The sequence below is a fragment of the Pseudomonas extremorientalis genome (assembly GCF_024584605.1).
Classification (GTDB): domain Bacteria; phylum Pseudomonadota; class Gammaproteobacteria; order Pseudomonadales; family Pseudomonadaceae; genus Aquipseudomonas; species Aquipseudomonas extremorientalis.
On sequence record NZ_CP089519.1, the window covers coordinates 2,210,500 to 2,233,170 of the forward strand.

Sequence of the window (22,671 nt, forward strand, 5' to 3'; positions counted from 1 at the left end):
GCTCCTTTAGTTGTTGCCGCCGCTGGTTCGGGTGTAGTTGTAGCCAACCCCGATCGACTTGGTGAACGGGATCAGTTGGTTCATGTAGGTATCCACCCCTTGGATGCGTTCGCCCACGTTGGACTTGGGCACGAACACCACATCGCCGCGTTGCAGGCGCACGGGTTTGCGCCCGTTGGGACCGGTCTTGAGCAACTGGCTGAAATCCAGGAAGTACGCGCGATAGGCACCCTGGGCGTCTTCGCGCAGCAGGGCGACCATGCTGGCGTTGCCCGCCGGGCTGACCCCGCCGGCACCGATGATGGCTTGTTCCAGGGTGTTGGCCGTGGCGATCTGCACCGCCGTCGGGTTGTTCACCGCGCCGCCGACGATGATCGAGCCGCTCGGCGCCTGGTTGATGTTCACCGTCACACGCGGTTCGCGGTAGATGGGCGCGAGTTTGCCGGTCAACTCCGTGGCCAGCTCCGACGGCTGGCGACCGGCGACCTGCACCGGCCCCAGGAACGGGTAGTTGATCTTGCCGTCGGTCTGCACCGTGTACAGCGTCAGCTCATAGATGGTGCTGACGTTGAACGCCGACAGTGTCGGCATCTCGCCGGCATCGCGGACGATGCGCAACTGGTCGCCGATGCGGATGCGCTCCACCGCCGGCGGCAATTGTGCCAGCTGGTCGAGGGCGCGTTTGCCGGCCTCGACGGTGTCACTGTCGGGCGGGACGATGCGTGCCGGCGTATTGCAGGCGGCCAGGGCCACCATGGCCACGACGAGCAGGGTTCGTTTCATCAAGGGGGACTTCCTGTGGGTCATGATGCTCACCTCCAATAACCGGGAAACATGCTGATGCGCCGCTTGAGGGCGAGGGGGAGGCGGCGCTCCAGATGGCCCAGCCGGTAGCCGAGCAGTTTGAACGCGCTGCGCACCAGTACTTCGGGAACACGGTGCAAGGCACCGGCCTTGCGCAAGGCCGCCAGTTCAGCCAGCACGTAGCGTTTGCCTTCACCACCGGCATCGCCAAAAGCCTGCTTGATCCACGGTTCGCGGCCGTAGAACACGCCGATATCGAAGTAGCGGTGAAACTCATCCATGAGCTTGTAATCGTGCGAGTGATGCACCAGCGCCGTGGCGGCGTAGCGCACCTTGTAGCCTTCGAGCAGCATGCGCGCCGCCACATAGGCGTCCTCGCTGCCGATCACATCCGCCGGGAAACCGCCCACCGCCTCCAGCACGCTGCGCCGGTACACGGAAAACGAGTCGGAACTGAAGCAGGTCTTGATCCCCAGCTCCGGCGCATCGGCCAGGCTCTTGCTGCGGCTTTGCTCCGGGTAGTTGAAGTGCCGCGATTGCGCACCCAGTACTCCGGCGTCGGGGTGCGGCAACTGACGACCGTAGGCCACGCCGTTGAGCGGGTCCTGCTGCAATTCGGCGAGCAGGTTGGCGAAGGTTTCCGGGGTGGCGGGGATCGCATCCTGGGTCATCACGATCAGCGCGTCGCCGCTCACCTGCCCACTGGCCCAGCGCCGGGTGCCGCCGTGGTTGAAGTCACGCGCGTCGATCACCTCGACCCGCGCCCCGAATTCGCGAAAGCGCGCCACAGTGTCATCGTTGGAGGCGCTGTCCACCACCAGCATCTCGTCGGGTTGCAGGGTTTGCATCTTCAGCGCCGGCAGCAGGCGGCCCAGATGGCTGGAAGCGTTACGGGTCGGGATGATCAGTGAGGTGAGCATGTCATTTCTTCACTTCTGCAGGCGCGCGCCCGTAGATGTCGTCGAAACGCACGATGTCGTCCTCGCCCAGGTACTCGCCGCTCTGCACCTCGATCATCACCAGGTCGATGATGCCGGGGTTGGTCAGGCGGTGTTTGTGCCCGGCGGGGATGTAGGTGGACTCGTTGGCGTTGATCAGGAATTCGCGCTCGCCGTTGGTGATCTGCGCCGCACCGCTGACCACCACCCAGTGTTCGCTGCGGTGGTGGTGCATCTGCAACGACAGCGACGCCTGGGGCTTGACCACGATGCGCTTGATCTTGAAGCGGCTGCTTTCCTCCAGCACGGTGTAGGTGCCCCATGGCCGGGTGACGGTGCGGTGCAGGCTGTACGCCGGGTGGTTCTGGCGCTTGAGCTCGGCGACGATGTAGCGCACGTCCTGGCTGCGCTGGGCGTCGGCGATCAGCAGGGCGTCGGGGGTGTCGACGATGATCAGGTCGCGCACGCCCACGGCGCCGAGTACGCGCTTGGGCGAGTCGATGTAGCAGTTGTGCACGTCGTGCAAAATCGCTTCGCCGTTGACCTGGTTGCCATGGGCGTCGCTGGGGGTGAGCTGGCGCAGGGCTTCCCACGAGCCGATGTCGCTCCAGCCGATGTCGCAGGGCACCACGGCGACTTGCTTGGATTTCTCCATCAGCGCCACGTCGATGGACACATCCGGCGCGCTGCCGAAGGCGTCCGCGTCCAGCTCACGCTGGCGTGAGGTCTTGTTCTGCAGGCTTTGGCTGTGTTCCAGCGCGGCGCGGGCAGCGTCCAGTACGTCCGGTGCATGGGCGGCGAGTTCGTCTACCAGGGCGCTGGCCTTGAAGCAGAACATGCCGGCGTTCCACAGGTGTTTGCCGCCGTCGAGGTAGCCTTGGGCGGTGGCCAGGTCGGGTTTTTCCACGAAACGCTTGACCCGATGGCCGGTGCCCAGCGCCTCGCCCTGTTCGATGTAGCCAAAGCCGGTTTCCGGATGATCCGGCTGAATGCCGAAGGTCACCAGGTAGCCGGCTTCGGCCAGGTCGCGGGCCTGGGTCACGGCCTCGGCGAACGCCACTTCATTGAGGATCAGATGGTCGGCGGGCATCACCAGCAACTGTGCGTCACCGCCGAAATGCTCCTGCACATGCAACGCCGCCACGGCAATCGCCGCCGCCGTGTTGCGGCCGAACGGCTCCAGCAGCAGGTCCAGGGGCAGATGGGCCTTGTTGACCAGGCGGTAGTCATCCAGGGTGCGGAACAGCAGGTCGCGGTTGGTCACTGTCAGCACGCTTTCCACACCCGGCAGCTTGGCCGCGCGCTGGAAGGTTTTCTGCAGCAGGCTCTGGCCGTCGCGCATGCGCATGAACGGCTTGGGCATGTTCTGCCGGGACACCGGCCACAGCCGCGTGCCCGAACCACCGGAAATAATGCAGGGAATCAATCCGTTGAGTGTGTTCATCAATAGACTTCCTTGGTGGAAAGGACGGCCGGGACCGTCATGAAAACGATGTACAAGTCGAACCACACCGACCACTTGGAGATGTACTCCAGGTCGTATTCGACCCGTTTCTGGATCTTGAACAGGGTGTCGGTCTCACCCCGGTAGCCGTTGATCTGCGCCCAGCCGGTGATGCCCGGCTTGACCCGGTGCCGCGAGCTGTATTCGCTGACCGCCACTTCGAAGGGAATGCCCGCAGCCTTGGTCGCAGTGGCGTGCGGGCGCGGGCCGACCATGGACATGTTGCCCAGCAGCACGTTGAACAGTTGCGGTAGCTCGTCGATGCTGGTCTTGCGGATGACGCGGCCGACGCGGGTGATGCGCGGGTCTTCGCGGGTGGTCTGGCGTTCCGCGGTGAAGTCGCTCTGGTCGGTGTACATCGAGCGGAACTTGAACACGCGGATTTCGTTGTCGTTGTAGCCATAGCGGTTCTGGCGGAACAGCACCGGGCCTTTGGAATCGAGCTTGATCGCAATCGCCGTTATCAGCATCACTGGTGACAGGCATACCAGCGCCAGGCTGGCCAGCAGCAAGTCCTCGCAGCGCTTGATTACCGGCGACCAGCCGCGCAACGGCAATTGCGAGGTGTTGAACATCAGGATGCCGCCCACGTCGGTAATCTTGCTGTGGCCGTAACGCAGGGCGGCCATGTCTGGTACCAGCATCACGTTCACCGACAGCTGCCGCAGGCGGTTGACCAAACCATGGATGCGCTGCTCGGCGGCCCAGGGCAGGCAGATCATCACCTGGTTGACCTGCTCGGCGCGGATCAGCTTTTCCAGGTCGCGGGTGTTGCCCAGCAGGGGCAGGTTGCTCAGTTCCTTGGGAATGCGTTCGGTGCGGTCGTCGATGAACCCGACCAGGCCGGAGCGGATGTCACCGTTGCGCAGCAGGTGATCGGCAACGTGTACGGCGGTGTCGGTAAAACCCAGGATCACCGTGCGTTGCAGGAATTTGCCGGCACGCATCAGCTTGCGATACAGGCGCAGCATCAGCAGGCGCTCCAGGCAGAACAGTGCCAGGCTGGCGACGTACCAGGTCACCAGGTTGCGCGGGGTCAACTGCGGGAACATTTGCAGGATCTGGTACATGAACAGCAGGATGCAGAACGCCGCCGACCAGGCCTTGATCTTGGTTTTCAGGCGCAGGCGATTGCTGAACAGTTCTTCGGAATAGATGCCCAGCGCCTGGAACAAAATAATGGTGAGGACCGCAAAAAATACCAGCAGGCCCAGGAAGTGGGCGCGCAGCTCAGGGGCCATCGGGTCGAGCAAGAGCACCAGGACCATGGGGGGCAGAATGGCCGTCAGGCCATGGACCAACTTGACGAAAACAACAAAGAACTCAACAAAACCGGCGCGCGTTAAGAACAGGCTGTCGACGGACGACTTCTCTCGCATACAAACATCCCTCATTGCACTCCAGGCTTCACTGTTCGACGGTTTGTTCAATAAGCGGTGACTGGCTTTAGAACTAGGGTCGAACGACTACGCTGGGTAATACGCAACTAGCCATTCCAAATGCGGCTATCCATTTGAGTGGGTTTTGCGGGGTAGTGACTAAAGGAGTGTTCCTTTGGTATGTGTTCAGTCAATGAATTGACGATGGTGCGGAGGTGGCGTGTTAGACAGGTTAACTGGCTTTTTCTTAGGCATTTTATTGACGTTCCTTGTCCGAACACTCGGTGATTGGGTGTGTTTTTGAGTGTAGGAACAAATGTCAGATTTTTCCTGCTTAAAGGAAAAACCTTTTTCAATGCGAGGTAGGAAAGGGGGACAAAAAGGGAGGGGCAGGGCGCACTAAGTACCCTGCCACCGGGGCTTTCACCGGATCAGAAGTTGCCTTTCAAACTGACGGTAAAATTGCGCGGTTCACCGTAGAAGTTGCCCCAAGAGGCGGTGCCGACCGTGTTGTAATAACGTTTATCGAACAAGTTGTTGCCGTTGAGCGCCACGGTCCAGGTGTCATCGAGGCGATACGCCACGCGCGCGTTCCAGGTGGCGTAGCCGGCCTGTTCCAGTTTGATGGTTTGCACGCGGTAGTTGCTGCTCTGGGCGTTGACGCCGGTGCCCACGCTCCATTTCGACAGTGCGCCGTCGAGCTGGTAGTCACCCCACACGCGCAGCATGTGCCGAGGCACATAGGTGTTGGAGACGCCGCCTTCTTTTGTGCTGTCAATGGTGTTCAGGGATTTGGTCTGGGTGTAGGTGTAGCCGCCGAACAGTTGCAGGCGCTCGAGCACTTCACCGCTGATTTCGGTCTCCACGCCTTGGGCGCGCACCTTGCCTTTATCGGTGTAGCAATAGCCATCGGCCGAGGTCGGGCAGAAGCTGTTGTAGTCGGTTTCGGCGCCGTTTTTCTCGATGGCACGGAACAATGCCAGGGAGCTGTTTAAGCGCCCATCGAACCATTCGCCCTTGATACCCAGCTCGTAGTTGTCGCCGATTTTCGGCTTGAGCGCCGCGCCATCGGCCGTAGCGTAGGCACTCTGCGGCTGGAAGATATCAGCGTAGCTGGCGTACACCGAGAGGTGCTCATTGAGGTCGTAGATCAGTGCGGCGAACGGTGTGACCTCGCCGGTTTCCTTGGTGTGCGCATCTTGCAGGGACCACTCGCCCCAGCCCAGGTTATAGGACTCGCGACGGTTGTCGTACCAGCTTACGCGACTGCCGACGATGAACATCAACGGCTCGGCCAGGCGCAGGCGCAAGGTGGCATAAGTACCGTATTGGGTGGCGGTTTCCTTGACCGTGCCGCCACGGTACATGTTCGGCCAGAAGGTGCTGTTGGCCGGTTCCGGGAAGTGGTGGTCGGGCTGGTAGATGCTCTGGCGTTTGGGCAGGTTCTGGATTGCATAGACGTCGTCCTGGGTTCCGCGGCTGCCGTTGGCGCCGAGGATCACTTCGTGTTCCAGGCCGAAGGCTTCGAACTTGCCGTCGATATAGGCATCGAGGCCGTAGTCCCTGTGGTCGTAGTCCATCAGCGCTGCATAGGAGTTGGCCGTCGGCGCCGGGTCGCCATAGTTGATGGTGCCTTCGCTGGCGGCGTATTTGGTGTCTTGCAGGTTGCGGCTGTGCACTGCCGAGACCTTGAGTTTCCAGTCATCGTTGAAGTGGTGGGTGACGTCGGCAAAGAACGTGGTGCGCCGGCTTTGCCAGTCGTTCCAGGATTGGCCCAGGCAGGTCGAGCGACTGAGGTTGGCGCTTTTGCCGTCGGCGTAGCGCGGCAGGCCACCCCAGCACGGGGAGGCATCGACATCCTCGTAGCTGGCGCCGACGCCCAGGGTCGTGTCAGGTGTGAGGTCAAAATCCAGCGCACCGTAGAACGCCTGGTCCTTGCGCTTGGCGATGTCCATGTAGGACCCGCGATCCTGCTGGCTCACCGCCGCGCGGCCACGCAGCGTGCCGCTGTCATTCAGCGGGCCGCCGGTGTCGAGATCGGCGCGGTAATTGTCCCAGGTGCCGGCCGACAGCGACAGGCTGGTGGTGGGCTTGGCCTGTGGCCGTTTGCGCACAAAGTTCACCGCGCCGCTGGCGGTGCCGGCCCCCTTGAGCATGCCGGCGGCGCCCTTGAGCACTTCCACGCGGTCATAAATCGCCATGTTCGCACTGAAGCTGTCGGCCTGGACATAGTCCTTGCCCATGTCCAGGGGCACGCCGTCGTACTGGTACTGGCCGAGCATCTTGAAACCACGGGAGTAGAAATACTTGCCGCCCATGGGCGACTCGTAGGAAGTGATGCCGGGCGTGCGCTCCATTACGTCGTCGATGGTGGTGACGTTCTGGTCGTCCATGAATTGGCGGGTCATCACGCTCACCGATTGCGGGGTTTCCCGCAGGCTGTGTTCGCCCTTGCCGATGGTGACTGCACCGGTGGTGTATGACCCGGTGCCCTCGGTGGTGACACCCAGGCGTTCGCCGTTGATAAGGGTAGCGCCCAGGCTCAGCGCGCCGGTGTCGGCCACTTGCGGCAATAGCATCCAGGTGCTGTTGCCCTGGCGTTGGGCTTCAAGGCCCTGGCCGCGCAGCAATTGCTCAAGCGCTTGCTGAGGATCCAGGCGGCCGCTCAAGCCCGGGCTTGTCTTGCCGGCGACGCTGGTGGCGTCGTAGGACAGGCTGATACCGGCCTGGCGTGCGAACTGATCCAATGCAGCGGCGAGGGCGCCGGCCGCGATGTTCCAGTCACGGGCCTGGGTGTCGCTGGACGGTGTATTGGCCATCACGGCCAGGGGCAGGGCACTGCTCAGGCAGACGCCAAGCAAGGCGGCCTGCATGGCGCGCTTGAGGGGTGAAACTTGGGAGGGGAACGCTTGCATGACCGCGGGGTGCTCCTGAAGGAAGTGGGACAGAACCGGCCTGTTGATCGGCCTTTCCTTACAGGTCGAACGGCAATGAGAATTCACCTCATTTATTTTTGAAGGTTACGCGCGCGCGGAAACCGTCACCCAATAGCGGCTGCGGTACGTGAGATCGAGCTTGAGTGATTGCGCGATCAGGCCTAGCACTTGATCGGTGTCGTCCAGTTGATAAGTCCCCGACACCCGCAGTCCAGCCACCGCCTCGCTGCAGCGCACCAGGCCGTTGCGATAGCGCGCCAGTTCGGCGAGGAAGTCGTCCAGCCGCATCGCCTGGGCGCTGATCACGCCGTCGCTCCAGGCCCAGGGGTCAAGGCCGTTGCCGACAACCGGACGAATGCCGCTGCGATTGAACAGCACCTGCTCGCCAGGCTTGAGTACCTGGCGGGCATTGCCCGCATGGCTGTCGGCAAACACCGCCACCGTGCCCTGTTGCACCGCCAGCTGTGTGCCTTGGGCTTCTTCGCGGACCAGCAGACGCGTGCCAAGGGTGCGCAGGTAGCCGTCGCGGGTCTGTACCCAGAACGGTCGGTGATCGGTGCCGGTGTTGACCAGTATTTCACCCTGGCGCAAACGCACCAGGCGACGCTCTTTATCGAAGGCCGTGTCGAGGGCGCTGGCGCTGTTCAACTGGATCCGGCTGCCATCGTCCAGCGCCACCCAGCGCCGCTCGCCGGTGGCCGTGCGGTAGTCGGCCATCAGTGCAGGCAGTGGCGTGTAGTCGCGGCCGAGCCAGGTCAAACCGGCCGCACCCGCAACCAGGCCGAGCAGTTTCAAGCCTTCACGACGGGAGATGTGTCGGCGCGCGCCGTGCAGGGCGTGCCGGCCGACCTGGGGCGGCAGTTGGCTGAAATCGTCATTCATTGCGGCCACCCGCTGCCACACCAACTGGTGCTCGGCGCTGGTGTGCAGCCAGCGTTCGAACGCGGCGGTGCTGGCGTCGTCGGCCACGTTGAAGCGCAGCGTGATCATCCACTGGATGGCCTGGTCTACCAGGCGCGGGTCAGCCTTCGGCATAACGCAAGCGGTAACAGGCATGCAGCGCTTTGGACAGGTCACGCTCCACCGTGGCCTTGGACACACCCAGGCGCAGGGCGATCTGCGCACAGGTCAGGCCGTCCAGTTGCGCCAGCAGGAAGGCTTCGCGCACCCGCGGCTTGAGCTGGTCGAGCAAGCGGTCGATGCGTTCCAGACTATCGAGAATGAGCAGGCGGGTTTCTTCCGACGGCACTTCGAGTTGCGGAAAATGCGCGAGGCTTTCCAGGTAGGCGCGCTCCAGTTCGCGGCGGCGGTACTGGTCGATCATCAGGCTGCGGGCGATGCTGCTCAGGTAGGCGCGCGGCTGCTGCAAGGTTTGCTGTTTGCGCGCGTTGAGCAGGCGCACGAAGGTTTCCTGGGCCAGGTCGGCGGCGTGTTCACGGCACCCGGTGCGCCGGCTCAACCAGCCGCGCAGCCAGGAATGATGGGCGTGGTAAAGCTGGCCGATGGCGGCGTGGTCCAGTGGGTGATCGCTCGACATGGGCATCCTGGCACAGCTGTCTTAATTGATAATGTTTCGCATTCTAGACGTTGGTCGTGGCCCTTCGCAATTCCCGGCGCGCACTGTATCCAGCACAATTTTTTGTTTGCCGCCGGTGCACCGACTAATCTGCAGGCTTTTCCCGGTGGAAGGCTTGAGCATGATCGACCTGGCGACCCTGGCGGTTTTTTCCGGTGCTGTGCTGCTGTTGCTGTTGTCCCCGGGGCCGAACATGGCCTTTGTGATCAGCCACGGCGTGACCCACGGCTGGCGCGGCGGGATGGCGTCTGCCCTGGGCATTGGCGTGGCCGACGTGCTGCTGACCGCCTTGACCGCCACCGGGGTGACGGCGCTGGTTGCCAGTTGGCCGCCATCCTTTGACGTGATCCGGTATGCGGGTGTGATCTACCTGCTGTGGCTGGTGTTCAAGACCTTGCAGAAAAAACCTGGGTTGGATGCTGGCCCCGTCAGCCGGGTACCGCTGGGCCGGGTGTTCCTGCAAGCCATGCTCAACAGTTTGCTCAACCCTAAGGCGCTGCTGTTTTTTGTGGTGTTCCTGCCACAGTTCGTGAGGCCCGAGGCGGGGTCCATCGCTGTGCAGTTGATGGTGCTGGGGGGCGTGTTGACCCTGATTGCGGGCGTGTTTCATCTGCTGCTGGGCATGTTTGGCGGGGCGCTGAGCCGGTTCTTCGCCAGGCGCTCGAAAGGCGCCTGGTTGCAGAAATGGGGACTGGCGACGGTGCTGACAGTGCTGGCGGTGCGCCTGGCGGTGATGTCGCGTCCGGCCTGACTAAACGTGTTGGGCCAGCTTTTTGCGGCAAGCCCGCTCGCCACACAGAAAGCGTATCAACCCAACCGAGCAGCCGCCCGTGCCACGATCTCCCCGCGTACCCTGCGTGATTCGGCGGTGCGCTTGTTGGCCTCGTCCAGCACATGCCTGGGGGCGGTGTCCGGGCGACCGGCATCGAACGGCGGTGCCGGCGCGTATTCAATCTGCAGTTGCACCAACTGCGCCGCTGCTTCGCTGTACAACTCTGCCGCGAGGGTCAGGGCGAAGTCGATCCCGGCAGTGATGCCGCCACCGGTCAGCAGGTTGCCATCGCGTACCACGCGCTCTTGCACAGGAATGGCGCCGAGCGGGGCGAGCAGGTCGTGGTAGGCCCAGTGTGTCGTCGCCTTGCGCCCGCGCAGTAAACCCGCCGCACCGAGCACCAGCGAGCCGGTACACACCGAGGTCACGTAGCGTGCGGTTTGTGCCTGGGCCTTCAGGAAATCCAGGGTCTGCGGGTCTTCCATCAACGCGCCGACGCCGGAACCGCCGGGCACGCAGATCACATCCAGGGGCGGGCAGTCGGCATAGGTCATGGTCGGGGTGAACACCAGGCCGGTGCTGGAGGTGACGGGGGCCAGGTCTTTCCACACCAGGTGCAACTTCACGTCCGGCAGGGAACCGAGCACGTCGTAGGGGCCGGTAAGGTCCAGTTGCTGGATGCCGGGGAACAACAGAAAGCCGATCTGCAAGGTCATGAATGAAGCTCCGATAAAGGGGTGGACGGCTTCACTGTAGAGGCCTAGGCTTTGGCGGATACGCCATTAAGCCCACGAAACACGCCAATCATGCCTCGAATCGTCCATGTACTCGCTTTCGATAACGCCCAGGTGCTCGACGTCACCGGGCCGCTGCAGGTGTTCGCCTCCACCAATGACCTGGCGCGCCAGCGCGGCGAACCTTTGCCTTACGCGGTATCGGTGATCGCCGCGCAATCGCAGTCGGTGCTGACCTCCGCCGGCCTGGCGCTGGTCGCCGAGCCGCTGCCCGCTGTCGATGCGCCGTGCGATACGCTGGTGATTGCCGGCGGCTGGGGCGTGTACGGCGCTGCCGAAGACCCGGCGCTGGTGGACTGGGTGCGTGAGAAAGCCAGATACACCCGGCGCATGACCTCGGTGTGCACCGGCGCTTTCCTGTTGGCCGCCAGCGGTCTGCTCGACGGCTGCCGCGTCGCCACCCACTGGACCCGTTGTGAAGAGTTGGCGCGCAAGTTCCCTGCGCTGACGGTGGAGTCCAACCCGATCTTCATCCAGCAGGGCGCCGTCTGGACCTCCGCCGGTGTCACCGCCGGTATCGATCTGTGCCTGGCGCTGGTGGAGGAGGACCTGGGCCGCGCCGTGGCCCTGGAAGTGGCGCGGCACCTGGTGGTGTTTCTCAAGCGCCCCGGTGGCCAGTCGCAATTCAGCGTGACGCTGTCCCTGCAAAAAGATGACAGCCGCTTCGCCGAACTGCACGCCTGGATAGCCGAAAACCTCACCCTGGATTTGAACATTTCGACCCTGGCCGCCCAGGCCGGCATGAGCGAGCGTAGCTTTGTACGCCACTATCGCGCCGAAACCGGCCAGACCCCGGCACGTGCCGTCGAGCTCATCCGCGTCGAAACCGCGCGTCGGCAATTGGCCGATAGCACGGCGTCGGTCAAACGCATTGCGGTGCAATGTGGGTTCGGTTGCGAGGAAACCCTGCGTCGCAGCTTTCTGCGCGCCTTGTCGGTGACGCCTCAGGCTTATCGTGAACGTTTTTCGCCGAGCAATTCCAACACCGCGTCCAGTGTGGCCTGCGGCGCTTCCTGAGGGATGTTGTGACCCACGCCTGGCAACACCCGGCGCTGGTAAAACCCGCTGAAATGCTCCACGTCGTCATCCACTTCAGGCGGCGGACCCACGCCATCATCGGCACCGCACAATGAAATGCTCGGTACCGAGATCGCCGGCTGCAACGCCAGTGCCTGCTCGATGGCTTCCAGCGCCGGGTCGCCAGGTGCGTACATGAAGCGGTGGCGGTAGGAGTGAATCACCACCTCGACAAAATCCGGGTTATCAAACGAAGCCGCCGTCTGCGCATACAGCCCCGGCCCCTCGGCCCAGGACGGCGACCACAGCGACCACAACAGCTTGCACAGTTCGCCCCGGTTGGCGGTCAAGCCGTCCATACCGCGCGGGGTATGAAAGTAGTACTGGTACCACAAGCGATGTTCCGTCACAGGTGCCCTGGGCTTCAGCGACTGGGCGATGTCCTGGATGTTGTAGCCATCCCCGGTCACCAACCCATGCACGCGCTCGGGCCACAGCGCCGCGACGATACACGCGGCGCGCCCGCCCCAGTCGTACCCGGCCAGCGTGGCCTGCGGGATCGCCAATGCATCCATGAAGTCCAGCAGGTCCTTGGCCAGCGCCGCCTGCTGGCCTGAACGCATTACCTGCGCATTGATAAACCGTGTCGGGCCGTAACCGCGCAGGTACGGCACCAGCACACGGCAGCCATGCCCGGCCAGTACCGGGGCAATCGCGTCATAGGCACGTGGGTCGTACGGAAAACCGTGCAGCAGGATCACCGGTTTGCCGTCGATGGGACCATGGGCTTCATAGGCCACGTCAAGCAGGGGCGTGCGTGCGTACAGCAGCGGGAACGGGATGGTCATGATGTTCCTGTCCGTGGCCGGGAGAGTTGCTCATTGTGCACAGGGCTTTTCAGGGTTGCCAGGTGGTTTTCTCCCCGCTGAGCTTGCGGTCCAGGAACGTCGCCGCGCTGATCAACGCCAGGTGGCTCAGGGCCTGGGGCGTATTGCCCAGGTGCCGGGCCTGGTTGTCGAACTCTTCGGCGTACAAACCCAGGGGGTTGGCATAGCGCAGCAGTTGTTCGAATTCCAGGTGGGCCTTTTCCACCTGGCCGGCGCGGGCCAGGCATTCGACGTACCAGAACGAGCAGGCCGCAAACGCGCCTTCGGTGCCTTGCAGGCCGTCGATCTGGCTGTCGTCGTTGCGGTAGCGGTAGACCATGCCGTCGCGCACCAGGCTTTTCTGGATCGCTTCCAGGGTCGACAGCCAGCGCGGATCGGTCGCCGCGACAAAGCGCACCAACGGCATCAGCAGCATCGAACCGTCCAGCGCCGTGCTGCCGATATGCTGCACGAAATGCCCGCGTTCCTCGTTCCAGAAGTTGCTCCAGATATCCGCGTAGATTGCCTGGCGGGTCTGGTCCCAGCGCGCGAACGGCGCCGGCAGCGAACGTTTGGATGCCAGGCGGATGGCACGGTCCAGCGCCACCCAGCACATCAGCCGCGAGTGCAGGAAGTGGTGCTGTTCGCCGCGCATTTCCCAGATACCCACATCCTCGGTATTCCAGATTTCGCAGACCTGGTCAGTGACTTCCACGGTGTGCTTCCAGCCCTCGTGGGAGATGGCTTCGCCGTACTTGTTGACCAGGTACACCGCGTCCATCAGCTCGCCATAGATGTCCAGCTGGATCTGGTCGAACGCGCCGTTGCCGATGCGCACCGGCTTCGCGCCGCCATGGCCTTTGAAGTGCTCCAACTCGGCTTCCGGCAGCTCCTGGCGACCGTCGATGCCGTACAGGATATTGATCTTGGTCGGCTGGCCGCAGCAGTCACTGACGCGGCCCTTGAGCCAGCGCATATAGGCGTTGGCCTCGTCGACAAAACCCAGGCGCATGAAGGCGTAGACGGTGAACGACGCATCGCGGATCCAGGTGTAGCGATAGTCCCAGTTGCGCTCTCCGCCGGGGCTTTCCGGCAGGCCGAAGGTGGCGGCGGCGATGATCGCGCCGTGTTTGCGCGACGTCAGCAGCTTGAGGGCCAGGGCCGAGCGGTTGACCATTTCGCGCCAGCGCCCACGGTAGTTCGATTGTGCGATCCAGCCGCGCCAGAATTTCAAGGTGTGGGCCAGGGCCAGGTCGGTGCAACCGCTGTCTACGCGTTCGTCGTCCTGGCCGCCGAGGACGAACTCGGCACCTTCGTCCTGGTCCAGGGTGAAGCGGGCTATGGCAGCGCCGTCCTGGATCTGCAGCGGATGGCTGCCGGACAGGCGCAGGCCGGGCTGGCGGTCGGCACTGAAGCACACGGTGCCGTTGTCGACGGTCGCGTGTGTGGGCGTGCGCGCATAGTCATGCCGCACGGCGCAGCGCAGATGAATCTCGGCGGTGCCGCTGACCACCCGCACCCGGCGTATCAGCAGTGGCAGGTCGTCGATTTCTTCGCTGATGGCCAGCAGGTCGGTGATCTCTACCACGGCGTCGTCGCTGAGCCAGCGGGTTTGCAGCACGTTGGTGTCGGGCAGGTAGATCTGCTCGCGGCGCGCGTTGGGCAGGTCCGGGGTGAGCTGGAAGATGCCGGCATCGGGGCTGTCCAGCAGCGAGCAGAAGATCGACGGGCTGTCGAATTCCGGCCAGCAGAAGAAGTCGATGCTGCCTTTGTCGTTCACCAGTGCCGCGCTGCGCATGTCGCCGATGATGCCGTGGGCATCGATGGGGCTTTGTTGCTCGTTCTTCAAATCAACCATTGCCACGGAACTCCGGATACAGGCTCATGCCGCCATCAATAAAGAGTGTGCTGCCCACGACGTAGTCGGACGCATCACTGGCCAGCCACACCACGGCGTTGGCCACGTCTTCCACATCGCCGACCCGTCCATAGGGAATCAGCTTCAGCAGTTCCGTCTCTGCGGCGCCTTCAGTGGCCGCACGATTGATCGCCGTACGGATCGCTCCCGGCGCAATGCCATTGATGCGGATGCGCTGTTCGCTGACTTCCTGGGCGAGGGTGCGCATCAGCATGTCCACGCCGCCCTTGGACGCTGCGTAGTTCACATGCCCGGCCCAGGGGATCAGCTGGTGCACCGAGCTCATGTGGATGATTTTGCCGGCTGCCCGCGACACACCCTCGCGCACGCCCTGGCGGTTGAAAATGCGCACGGCCGCCCGGGCACACAGGAACTGGCCGGTGAGGTTGACGCCAATCACCGTGTTCCAGTCGTCCAGGCTCATGTCCACCAGGTTGGCGTCCTTCTGCAGGCCGGAGTTGGCCACCAGGATGTCCAGGTGGCCGAAGGCATCGAGGGCCTGGGCAAACAACTGTTCTACCTCTTCTTCTATAGAGACGTTGGCGCCGATGGCAATCGCCCGGCCACCCTCGGCGTTGATCTGCTTGGCCAATGCCTCGGCCGGGGCAGCCTGGCTGTTGTAATTCAGCACTACGGCCGCTCCGGCTTGTGCCAGAGCCTTGGCCGCGCCGGCGCCGATTCCGGAACTGGCGCCGGTTACCAGCGCCACTTGTTGCTCCAACGAGATACGCATTGCTCACCGACCTTTATTTCGTGAGTTCAAGTAGCTGACTGACGGTGCGCAAGGGAAGTTCAGCCGTGTGAATTTAGCGACTACAACCATGGTGGAAAATGGAATAACAGAACTATAAAAAATAACCATAAGATACTAAAAAACCGCTTAAAAGCGTTTGACAGGCTTTTTGTGCCCGTGTCTTATAGGCACACCTCAACCCGCTCCGTTGGTAGTTCGGAAGTCATCGCGGGGCCACTTACAAGAGGTATCTATGTGCCTTTCGGCCGATATAGGGGAACTACCAGTTCAGGGAAAAACCGCTGCCTTAGTTGGCATGCCGAAGTTAGTGATCTTTGATTGCGACGGGGTACTCGTCCAAAGTGAAGAGATCACCCTGTCTGTGTTGATCTCCATGTTAAATGCACGTGCACCTGGCAGTGCGACACTTGATGTGACACGTTTTATCGAACACTTCCGCGGACGCAGAATTGCGGAGTGCTTGCGGGAAGCTGAATGTATTTTAGATATTCATTTGGACAATGAGTTTGAGCAACACTTTCGTCAGCGCGCGCTGGATGCCTTGACGCTTGATTTAAAAGCGACGGATGGGATTGTTGAAGTGCTGGACAGTTTGCAGGTCCCGTACTGCGTTGCCTCCAGCGCACCCCGTAGCAAGATAGAACACTGCTTGCGTATTGCCGGTCTGTTTTCTTATTTCGAAGGGCGAATATTCAGTTGTTATGAACTGGGTCGCTGGAAGCCAGATCCGTTGGTGTTTTTGACGGCTTGTGACACTTACGATATTGCCGTGAGTGATGCGCTGGTTATTGAAGACAGTGTTACGGGTATTCAGGCGGCCGTCGCTGCCAATATAAGGGTTTTGGGTTTTGGTCCACCGCACCGGCGTGCACAGTTGGCGGCTGCCGGCGCATTACCGATCGCCGACATGCGTGAAGTACTGGCGATTTTTAATTGATCTTATTACTCAGGGAGGAGGCGTTGTGAACACACTGGGTTACCTGGAAAGACTTAAACGCAACGATCAATCTTCACAGCTATGGTGGGATTCATCGCCTGCCGTTTACCTGCCTTACAAACAGCATCTGCTGGATAAGTACCCGGCCGCCGCAGCTTATATAGATGCGTTGATGCCAGACGATTTCTCCCAGCCCCGGGGCTTGTGCAGTGTGACCACCAATCCCCGGCTGGTGACCGCCGTTATCCTTGAAAAACGCGAGTACTGGTCGTCGCGCTTCAACCTGGCGAGCCTGACTCCCAGCGAATTGCACAAGCAGTTGTACAACGAGGTCATCGTTGAGGGGGCGTCGGCGCTCCAGCCGTTGTGGGTTCAATCGGCACAGGTCGAAGGCTGGATTTCCGCCCAGGTCGACCCGGTGGATGTGCGCTGCACCGAGCGCATGACCGTCAGGGGCCTGGAACTGCATCGCCTCGCACCGAATGTGATGGTCAAGGTGCCGGGCAGCCTGGAGGGGTTGGTGACCGTCGAGCAACTGGTCGCCCAGGGCGCGTCGATCAATATCACCTTCTGCTTCACGGTTGCGCAGTTCCAGGCTGGTATCCAGGCCATCGAGCGGGGCATGGCGACCGCGCGCAGCAACGGTATCGACACTGCCCACTGCAAGTACGTGATCACCTTCATGATCGGGCGTTTCGCCTGTCAGCCCGAACTCACGCTGCAGGCCGCGGAGCGTGGCCTGGCATTCAGCGCCGAGGAGCTGCGCTGGGCCGAGCTGATGATCTACGAGCAGGTCCAGGCGTTGGTGGCGGCCGCGAGCGTGCCGGTCAAAACCTTGCTGTCCAGCATCAAAGTCGATGTGGACGAGCGAGGCAACAAGCATTGCTGGCACCTGGAAAAGACCGGGCATGCGGCAACCTGCTACACGCTGACGCCGGATGTGGTGGAGTTCCTCATTGAGCGCGAAAGCCACGGCAAACCGGTGGTGCCCGCCTTGAAACCACAGAAACCGCCCGCGTCGACCTTCGCCAAGCTGATCCGTATCCCGTATTTCTACGAGGCCTACTTTGTCGACAGCATCGAGCCGTATGACTTTGGCAATCATGAGGCGTTTATCAACGCCTGCAACGAAGCCAACAGCGCGCACCGGCGCCTGACCGATTACTGCGTGCGGCTTTGCCCGGTGACCAAGCCTTTCAAGCGCGCGCTCAACGCACTGCTGGCCGCTGAATTCGGGGTGGTCGCATGAACCGGATGATCGGGCTGTGGGCCCACCCACGTTCGCGCTCCACCGTGCTGGAACGTGTGTTTATCGAGAGGGGCGATTTTGAGGTTTTCCATGAGCCCTTTGCGCACATGGCGTTTTACGAGGACTCGGCGATCCCGTCGGATGAGTGGGATCACAGTTTGCCCACGACGTACCAGGATATAAAACAGCATCTGTTGACCGCCCGTGAGCGCACACACGTAGTTCATAAAGACATGTGTTACCACTGTCTGGATAATTTGAAAGTTGACAGTGAGTTTCTCGCGCAACAGGACAATATCTTTCTTATCCGCGAGCCGGCCAGCAGCATTATTTCCCATCATCGGGTGCACCCGGATATGCCATTGCAGGCCATTGGGCATAAAGCGCTCTACGAGATCTTTTGCGTGGTCACAAAACTCACGGGCAAAGTGCCTTATGTGATTAACGCTGATGATCTGGCCGCTGAACCGGAACGGGTGATTCGTAAGTTGTGTGATTACTTGGGCATTGAGTTTCTGCCGCATGCCATGACGTGGAAGCGAGAGTGTCCGCAACAATGGAAAACCTGGCGTCGTTGGCATGCGGCGGCGGAAAACAGTGAGCGCATTGTGACGCCGGATAAACACCACATCGATATGAAAGCCTTCGACCAATATCCGAAGTTAAAAGCGATGTATGAATACCATCGGACTTTCTACGCGCGCATGAACGAATTTTGCCAATAAGGATGGTTGTATGAAGAAGTTGATTGTTACCGGGGCGGCCAATGGCATTGGTCGGGCCACGGTGGAAATGGCGATTCAACAGGGTTACTTCGTTATCGGCGCCGACAAGGATGCCGAAGGCCTCAACGTATTGCAGCGGCTTTACGGTGCTGAAGTATTTGAAGCGCATATCGCCGACTTTTCCGATATGGCGGTTATCAAGGGTTTTATTCCTGAACTGTATAAGCGTCATGCAACCATTTATGGCTTGGTCAATAACGCCGGGCTTTACCACGGTAAAAGTGTCTACGCCTATTCCGATGAGCAGATCGACGAGATCCTCACCGTCAATCTCAAGGCACTGGTGTATCTGTCCAAGGACTTCGCCGAACGGGAAATGACCCACGAAGCCCCGCGCAGCATCGTCAACATTGCTTCGGTGGCCGGTGAAGTGGGCAGCTGCGATGCCCTCTACGGTGCCACCAAGGCGGCGGTGATCGGCCTGACCAAGGCCAACGCCTGGAACTTTGCGCCGTTCGTACGGGTAAACGCGGTGTCCCCGGCGCTGATCCATGACACCGCCATCTACGACACCATCCCCGAATACCGCCGCGCCGAGTACGCACGCCAGGAAGTCCTCAAGGATCCGATCCAGCCTGGCGGCGTGGCCGAGGTCATCTTGCTGCTGGTCGGCGATGCCCTGCGTCACAGCACCGGCAGGGTGATTTCGGTCGACAACGGAGCCTACCCACGGTGAGTCATTCGATGCGCAAGAAAAAACTGCTGCTGGTGGGCGCCGGCAACCTGTGCCTGCAGATCCTCAAGATTCTCGGGCCGAAAAACGCGTTCGAGTTTGTGGTGTTGGGGCGCAATGAAGAGGCGACGATCCGGCTGTGCAACCTGGTGGCGCTGTCGTGCGCGCAACTGGGGCAATTCATTGCTATCAAGCCGGTGATTGCTGACCTCACGGACATCGGCCGGGTGACGCAGCTACTGCGTGAAGAAGCTCCGGATATCCTGGTGAACTGCGCGTCGCTGCAGTCGTGGCGGGTGATTACCGGGTTGCCCAAGTTGTCGTTCGAAAAGCTCGATCAGGCCCAGTTCGGGCCATGGCTGCCCATGCACCTGACGTTGATGCACTGCCTGATGCAGGCGGTGAAGGCTTCCGGCATCTCGGCCAAAACCGTCAACGCGGCGTTCCCCGATGCGGTCAACCCGATCCTGGCTCGCGTCGGCCTGGCACCCGATATCGGTGTGGGGAATGTGGCCAACCTGATTCCCGCCGTGCGTCTTTCCATTGCGCGGTTGCTCGAATGTTCGCCCGCCGATGTGCAGGTGCAGTTGTATGCCCAGCACTACTTCAGCCACTACGTGCCGCGCGGCGGCCTGCCTCCGCGTGCCAGCTACCGCCTGCTGTATGAAGTGCGCGACCGCCCACAGGTGGCCCGCCTGCCGGCCGAGGCGATTTTTTCTACGGTGAAATCCGAGTTCCGTCGCCTGGGCGGGGTGGATGGGCAGTTCCTGACCGCGTGCTCCGCCGTCACGGTTATCGAAGGGCTGTTTTCACCCACGCCGGCGTGGGTGCATGCGCCTGGCCCACTTGGGCTTCCGGGTGGCTATCCGGTGCGGCTGCATGAGGGGCGGATCGAGGTGCAGTTCTCCGAGGCCTGCCCACGGGATGAGGCGGTGCGCATCAACAGCATCTGCCAGAGCCAGGACGGCATCGACGAAATCCATTGCGATGGTTCCGTCACGTACAACCCGCAGTGCATGGCCGTCATGCAATCGATGCTGGGCTACTCCAAGCACAGCATGTCCATCGAACAGTCCGCCGAGTTTGCCCGTGAGTTGGCGAGCAAGTACCTGTCCTTCAAGAATTCGACCTGGTAGGTATGTCATGAATCAGATGACCAGAAACAAGCACAACGACGTGGCCAGTTACTCCGCGCAGTACTCGACGGAATTTGTCGAACGTTGGGATGAGTTGATCGATTGGGAGAAGCGTAAGGCGGGGGAGGGCGGGTTCTTTGAAAACCTGTTGCGAAGCCACGGCGTGCAGTCGGTGATCGACGTCTCGACCGGCAGTGGTTTTCATGCCGTCCAGCTCAAGCAGGCCGGCTTTGACGTGGTCGCCACCGATGGCAGCAGCACCATGTTGACCAAGGCGCGGGCGAACTTTCGCAAACATGGCCTGGATATCCAGTCCCATTACCGTGACTGGCATTCACTGGATCCACAGGAACTGGGGCAATTCGACGCCGTGGTGTGCCTGGGCAGTTCGCTGTGCCATGTGTTTGAAGCCCATGATCGATTGAGGGTGCTGGCGAAATTCAGGGCCTTGCTCAAGCCGGGCGGGTTGCTGATTGTGGACCAGCGCAATTTCTTCGCCATCCGTGCCGGTAAATTCAAAGCCAGCGGTCATTACTATTACTGCGGTACGAACGCTTCGGTGAGCTTGGGCCAGGTCGATGAACGCCTGTGTGAGTTCATCTATTCCTTCGATGATGCGCAGCAGTACAGGCTGCAGGTTTACCCCCTGTTGCCGGGGGAATTGAAGGGGGAAGTGCTCAAGTCCGGATTTACCGACCATGAAAGCTACGGTGATTTCGAGCGTGACTACGACATGATGGGTTGTGATTTTGTCATCCACACTGCGCGCGCCGAATAGGGAGGCTTGATGAGCACACTCGTACAGAGCAATGCCCGCCCATTGGACAGTGTCGCGCTGGCGATCGTCCTCACCGGGTTCGTGGCCAGTACCTACGGCTTTGGGGTTTACCTGTTCGCCAACCTTGTCGTGGACATGCGCCGCGACATCGGATTCGACTACACCACGGTGGGCCTGATCACCGGCGGCGCGCAGATTGGCTTCCTGCTGTTTTCGTCGGTGACCAGCTACATCAGCCGTTTCTTCGACGGCTGGAAAATCAGCCTGGTGTCCACCGTGATGACGTCCCTGGCGCTGCTGGGCCTGAGCGTCAGCGACAGCATCTGGTTGTCGGGGGCCTTGTTGATCCTGCTCGGTGGTTGCTCCGCCTCGGTGTACATCCCGCTGGCGGAAATCGTCACCAAGGGCTTCAGCCCGGGCAATCGCTCGCGGGTCATGGGGCTGATCTCCAGTGGCACCAGCTACGGTGTGTTCATCAATGGCTTGCTGGTGTCGTTCCTGACCTTGAATGGTGGCTGGCGCTCGATCTGGCTCACTGCCGGCCTGATCTCGGTGGCCCTGTGTCTGGTGGCCTGGTTTCTGTTGCGCAACCTGGCCGCGAGCCAGGACACCGGGTTTGCCGGCGAGCGCGCCGTAGCGTTTGACAGCCATCAGCCGTGGCTCAGCCGCTCGCTGTACCTGACCTGGGCCATCGCGTTTCTCAATGGCATGGCATTGCTGCCGTTCCAGACCTACCTGGCGCCCTTCCTGCGCGATGAATTGGGCGTATCGGTTCAAGACGCCGGGTTTATCTGGACCACCATCGGTGCGGTGGGCATGGCCTCGGGCTTTCTGGTGGGGTGGATTGCCGACAAGGTCGGTGTGCGGGCGTCGCTGGCGATGTGTTTCCTCAGTGCAGGACTGGCCGCCACCCTGGTGTTCAGTTTCAACAGCCTCCCGCCGTTCTACCTGGCCGCGTTCCTGTTTGCGCTGGCGTTCTATCCCATTTTCGGGCTGGTCCCCAGTTACATCGGGCAGATCGTGCCGGTCAGCCGGCTGACCCAGGCCTTTGGCATCGCCAATGTGCTGATCGGCTTGGGCGGGATGTGCGGCAACTTCCTGGGTGGCTTTTCCAAGGACCTCACTGGGTCGTTCTCGACGGTCTACTGGGTGGTTGCGCTGTTGCTGTTCGTGCAATGCGTGATGGTGTTCATGTTGGGTAAACCGCCGACTGCGGCGAAGGAGGGCGTGCGGCCATGAGTTATTTTCCAGACAGTCCAAGCCAGAACCTGCACGCGTTTGCGTTCAGCCATCGGCGCGCCGGACACGGGCACAAGCCTGCGGTCATCTGGCTGACGGGTATCTCGGCGTCCGGCAAATCGACGATCGCTGATGCGTTGGACATCGCCTTGCAGAAACAGGGGCGGATGACCGCGATCATTGATGGCGACTCGGTGCGTGGCGGGTTGTGCCGCGACCTGGGTTTTACCGACAGCGACCGCGATGAGAATATCCGGCGGGTCGCCGAAGTGGCCCGCTTGATGATGGAGGCGGGGCTGATGGTGATTGTCGCGCTGATTTCACCTTCGTCGGCCAGTCGGCATTACGCACGTTCGATCATCGGCAATGAGTTTTTTGTCGAAGTGCATGTGGATGCACCGTTGGAAGTTGCTGAACAACGTGATCCGAAGGGCCTGTATAAAAAAGCCCGTGCGGGCCAGATCAAACACTTCACCGGGATCGACTCCCAGTACGACGTGCCGGTGTTTCCTGAAGTGCATTTGAATACCCAGGCGCTTTCGGTGGAGCAGTCGGTCGAGGCGATTCTGGATTGGGTGGGGCACAACGACAGTCGCGGTTAGCCGTCTGTCTTTGC

The 22,671-nt window shown here is 61.4% G+C and carries 21 protein-coding genes; 10 read left to right on the forward strand and 11 right to left on the reverse strand.

Annotation, left to right across the window (positions count from 1 at the left end; all coding sequences use genetic code 11):
* Positions 1-6 precede the first annotated feature (6 nt).
* From LUU92_RS10060 to LUU92_RS10090, 7 genes are all read right to left on the reverse strand, one after another.
* Positions 7-783 carry a polysaccharide biosynthesis/export family protein gene (locus LUU92_RS10060; protein ID WP_071489726.1) on the reverse strand — a complete coding sequence of 259 codons (777 nt, stop codon included), beginning with the start codon at positions 781-783 and terminating at the stop codon, positions 7-9.
* Between the two features lie 29 nt (positions 784-812).
* Entirely contained in the window at positions 813-1,724 is a 912-nt protein-coding gene (locus LUU92_RS10065; protein ID WP_071489725.1) for a glycosyltransferase family 2 protein, read from the reverse strand.
* Position 1,725: 1 nt separating this feature from the next.
* On the reverse strand, positions 1,726-3,186 hold the full coding sequence (locus tag LUU92_RS10070) for a mannose-1-phosphate guanylyltransferase/mannose-6-phosphate isomerase (protein ID WP_093127056.1): 1,461 nt from the start codon (positions 3,184-3,186) through the stop codon (positions 1,726-1,728).
* Positions 3,186-4,625, reverse strand: a complete 1,440-nt coding sequence (locus LUU92_RS10075) for an undecaprenyl-phosphate glucose phosphotransferase (RefSeq protein WP_102592951.1) — start codon at positions 4,623-4,625, stop codon at positions 3,186-3,188. Before LUU92_RS10075 ends, LUU92_RS10070 begins: the two co-directional genes overlap by 1 nt.
* 431 nt (positions 4,626-5,056) lie before the next feature.
* A complete protein-coding gene (locus LUU92_RS10080; RefSeq protein ID WP_257103544.1) occupies positions 5,057-7,540 on the reverse strand; it encodes a TonB-dependent siderophore receptor in 2,484 nt (827 codons plus the stop codon).
* Positions 7,541-7,645: 105 nt separating this feature from the next.
* Positions 7,646-8,596 (reverse strand): FecR domain-containing protein, encoded by a 951-nt coding sequence (locus LUU92_RS10085; protein ID WP_257103545.1) that lies wholly within the window; start codon positions 8,594-8,596, stop codon positions 7,646-7,648.
* Positions 8,583-9,098, reverse strand: a complete 516-nt coding sequence (locus LUU92_RS10090) for a sigma-70 family RNA polymerase sigma factor (RefSeq protein WP_071489720.1) — start codon at positions 9,096-9,098, stop codon at positions 8,583-8,585. Before LUU92_RS10090 ends, LUU92_RS10085 begins: the two co-directional genes overlap by 14 nt.
* 160 nt (positions 9,099-9,258) lie before the next feature.
* On the opposite strand from LUU92_RS10090, the gene LUU92_RS10095 reads away from it, so the two are divergent.
* A complete protein-coding gene (locus tag LUU92_RS10095; RefSeq protein WP_222541383.1) occupies positions 9,259-9,888 on the forward strand; it encodes a LysE family translocator in 630 nt (209 codons plus the stop codon).
* Positions 9,889-9,944: 56 nt separating this feature from the next.
* Here the strand turns inward: LUU92_RS10095 and inhA are convergent, their stop codons facing one another.
* Positions 9,945-10,625, reverse strand: a complete 681-nt coding sequence (inhA, locus tag LUU92_RS10100; RefSeq protein WP_071489718.1) for an isonitrile hydratase — start codon at positions 10,623-10,625, stop codon at positions 9,945-9,947.
* Between the two features lie 90 nt (positions 10,626-10,715).
* On the opposite strand from inhA, the gene LUU92_RS10105 reads away from it, so the two are divergent.
* Complete coding sequence (locus LUU92_RS10105; protein WP_257103546.1) at positions 10,716-11,720, forward strand: GlxA family transcriptional regulator; 1,005 nt, start codon at positions 10,716-10,718, stop codon at positions 11,718-11,720.
* Here LUU92_RS10105 and LUU92_RS10110 read toward each other — a convergent pair.
* Genes LUU92_RS10110 through LUU92_RS10120 form a run of 3 tightly spaced genes read right to left on the reverse strand, consistent with a single transcriptional unit; the run spans position 11,654 to position 15,237 of the window.
* Positions 11,654-12,568: an alpha/beta fold hydrolase gene (locus LUU92_RS10110; protein ID WP_222541385.1), complete on the reverse strand. Its 915-nt coding sequence runs from the start codon at positions 12,566-12,568 to the stop codon at positions 11,654-11,656. The genes LUU92_RS10105 and LUU92_RS10110 overlap by 67 nt on opposite strands.
* 49 nt (positions 12,569-12,617) lie before the next feature.
* Positions 12,618-14,444: a glycoside hydrolase family 15 protein gene (locus LUU92_RS10115; protein ID WP_257103547.1), complete on the reverse strand. Its 1,827-nt coding sequence runs from the start codon at positions 14,442-14,444 to the stop codon at positions 12,618-12,620.
* Positions 14,437-15,237, reverse strand: a complete 801-nt coding sequence (locus LUU92_RS10120) for a glucose 1-dehydrogenase (RefSeq protein WP_071489714.1) — start codon at positions 15,235-15,237, stop codon at positions 14,437-14,439. The genes LUU92_RS10115 and LUU92_RS10120 overlap by 8 nt, the downstream gene beginning before the upstream one ends.
* 253 nt (positions 15,238-15,490) lie before the next feature.
* Here LUU92_RS10120 and LUU92_RS10125 point away from each other — a divergent pair, with 253 nt between their 5' ends.
* From LUU92_RS10125 to cysC, 8 genes are read left to right on the forward strand one after another with little or no spacing between them, the layout of a single operon-like run.
* The gene (locus LUU92_RS10125; protein ID WP_071489713.1) at positions 15,491-16,195 is read left to right on the forward strand and encodes an HAD family hydrolase; all 705 of its coding nucleotides are present in this window, start codon (positions 15,491-15,493) and stop codon (positions 16,193-16,195) included.
* A 25-nt stretch (positions 16,196-16,220) separates the two neighbouring features.
* On the forward strand, positions 16,221-17,444 hold the full coding sequence (locus LUU92_RS10130) for a transaldolase family protein (RefSeq protein WP_071489712.1): 1,224 nt from the start codon (positions 16,221-16,223) through the stop codon (positions 17,442-17,444).
* Entirely contained in the window at positions 17,441-18,169 is a 729-nt protein-coding gene (locus LUU92_RS10135; protein ID WP_071489711.1) for a sulfotransferase-like domain-containing protein, read from the forward strand. Before LUU92_RS10130 ends, LUU92_RS10135 begins: the two co-directional genes overlap by 4 nt.
* A 10-nt stretch (positions 18,170-18,179) precedes the next feature.
* Positions 18,180-18,905: an SDR family NAD(P)-dependent oxidoreductase gene (locus LUU92_RS10140; protein ID WP_071489710.1), complete on the forward strand. Its 726-nt coding sequence runs from the start codon at positions 18,180-18,182 to the stop codon at positions 18,903-18,905.
* Positions 18,902-20,038, forward strand: a complete 1,137-nt coding sequence (locus LUU92_RS10145; protein WP_071489709.1) for an SDR family oxidoreductase — start codon at positions 18,902-18,904, stop codon at positions 20,036-20,038. Before LUU92_RS10140 ends, LUU92_RS10145 begins: the two co-directional genes overlap by 4 nt.
* A gap of 7 nt (positions 20,039-20,045) precedes the next feature.
* Entirely contained in the window at positions 20,046-20,816 is a 771-nt protein-coding gene (locus LUU92_RS10150; RefSeq protein WP_257103548.1) for a class I SAM-dependent methyltransferase, read from the forward strand.
* 9 nt (positions 20,817-20,825) lie between these two features.
* Positions 20,826-22,055: an MFS transporter gene (locus tag LUU92_RS10155; protein ID WP_257103549.1), complete on the forward strand. Its 1,230-nt coding sequence runs from the start codon at positions 20,826-20,828 to the stop codon at positions 22,053-22,055.
* The gene (gene cysC / locus LUU92_RS10160; protein WP_222541390.1) at positions 22,052-22,657 is read left to right on the forward strand and encodes an adenylyl-sulfate kinase; all 606 of its coding nucleotides are present in this window, start codon (positions 22,052-22,054) and stop codon (positions 22,655-22,657) included. Before LUU92_RS10155 ends, cysC begins: the two co-directional genes overlap by 4 nt.
* Positions 22,658-22,671 lie beyond the last annotated feature (14 nt).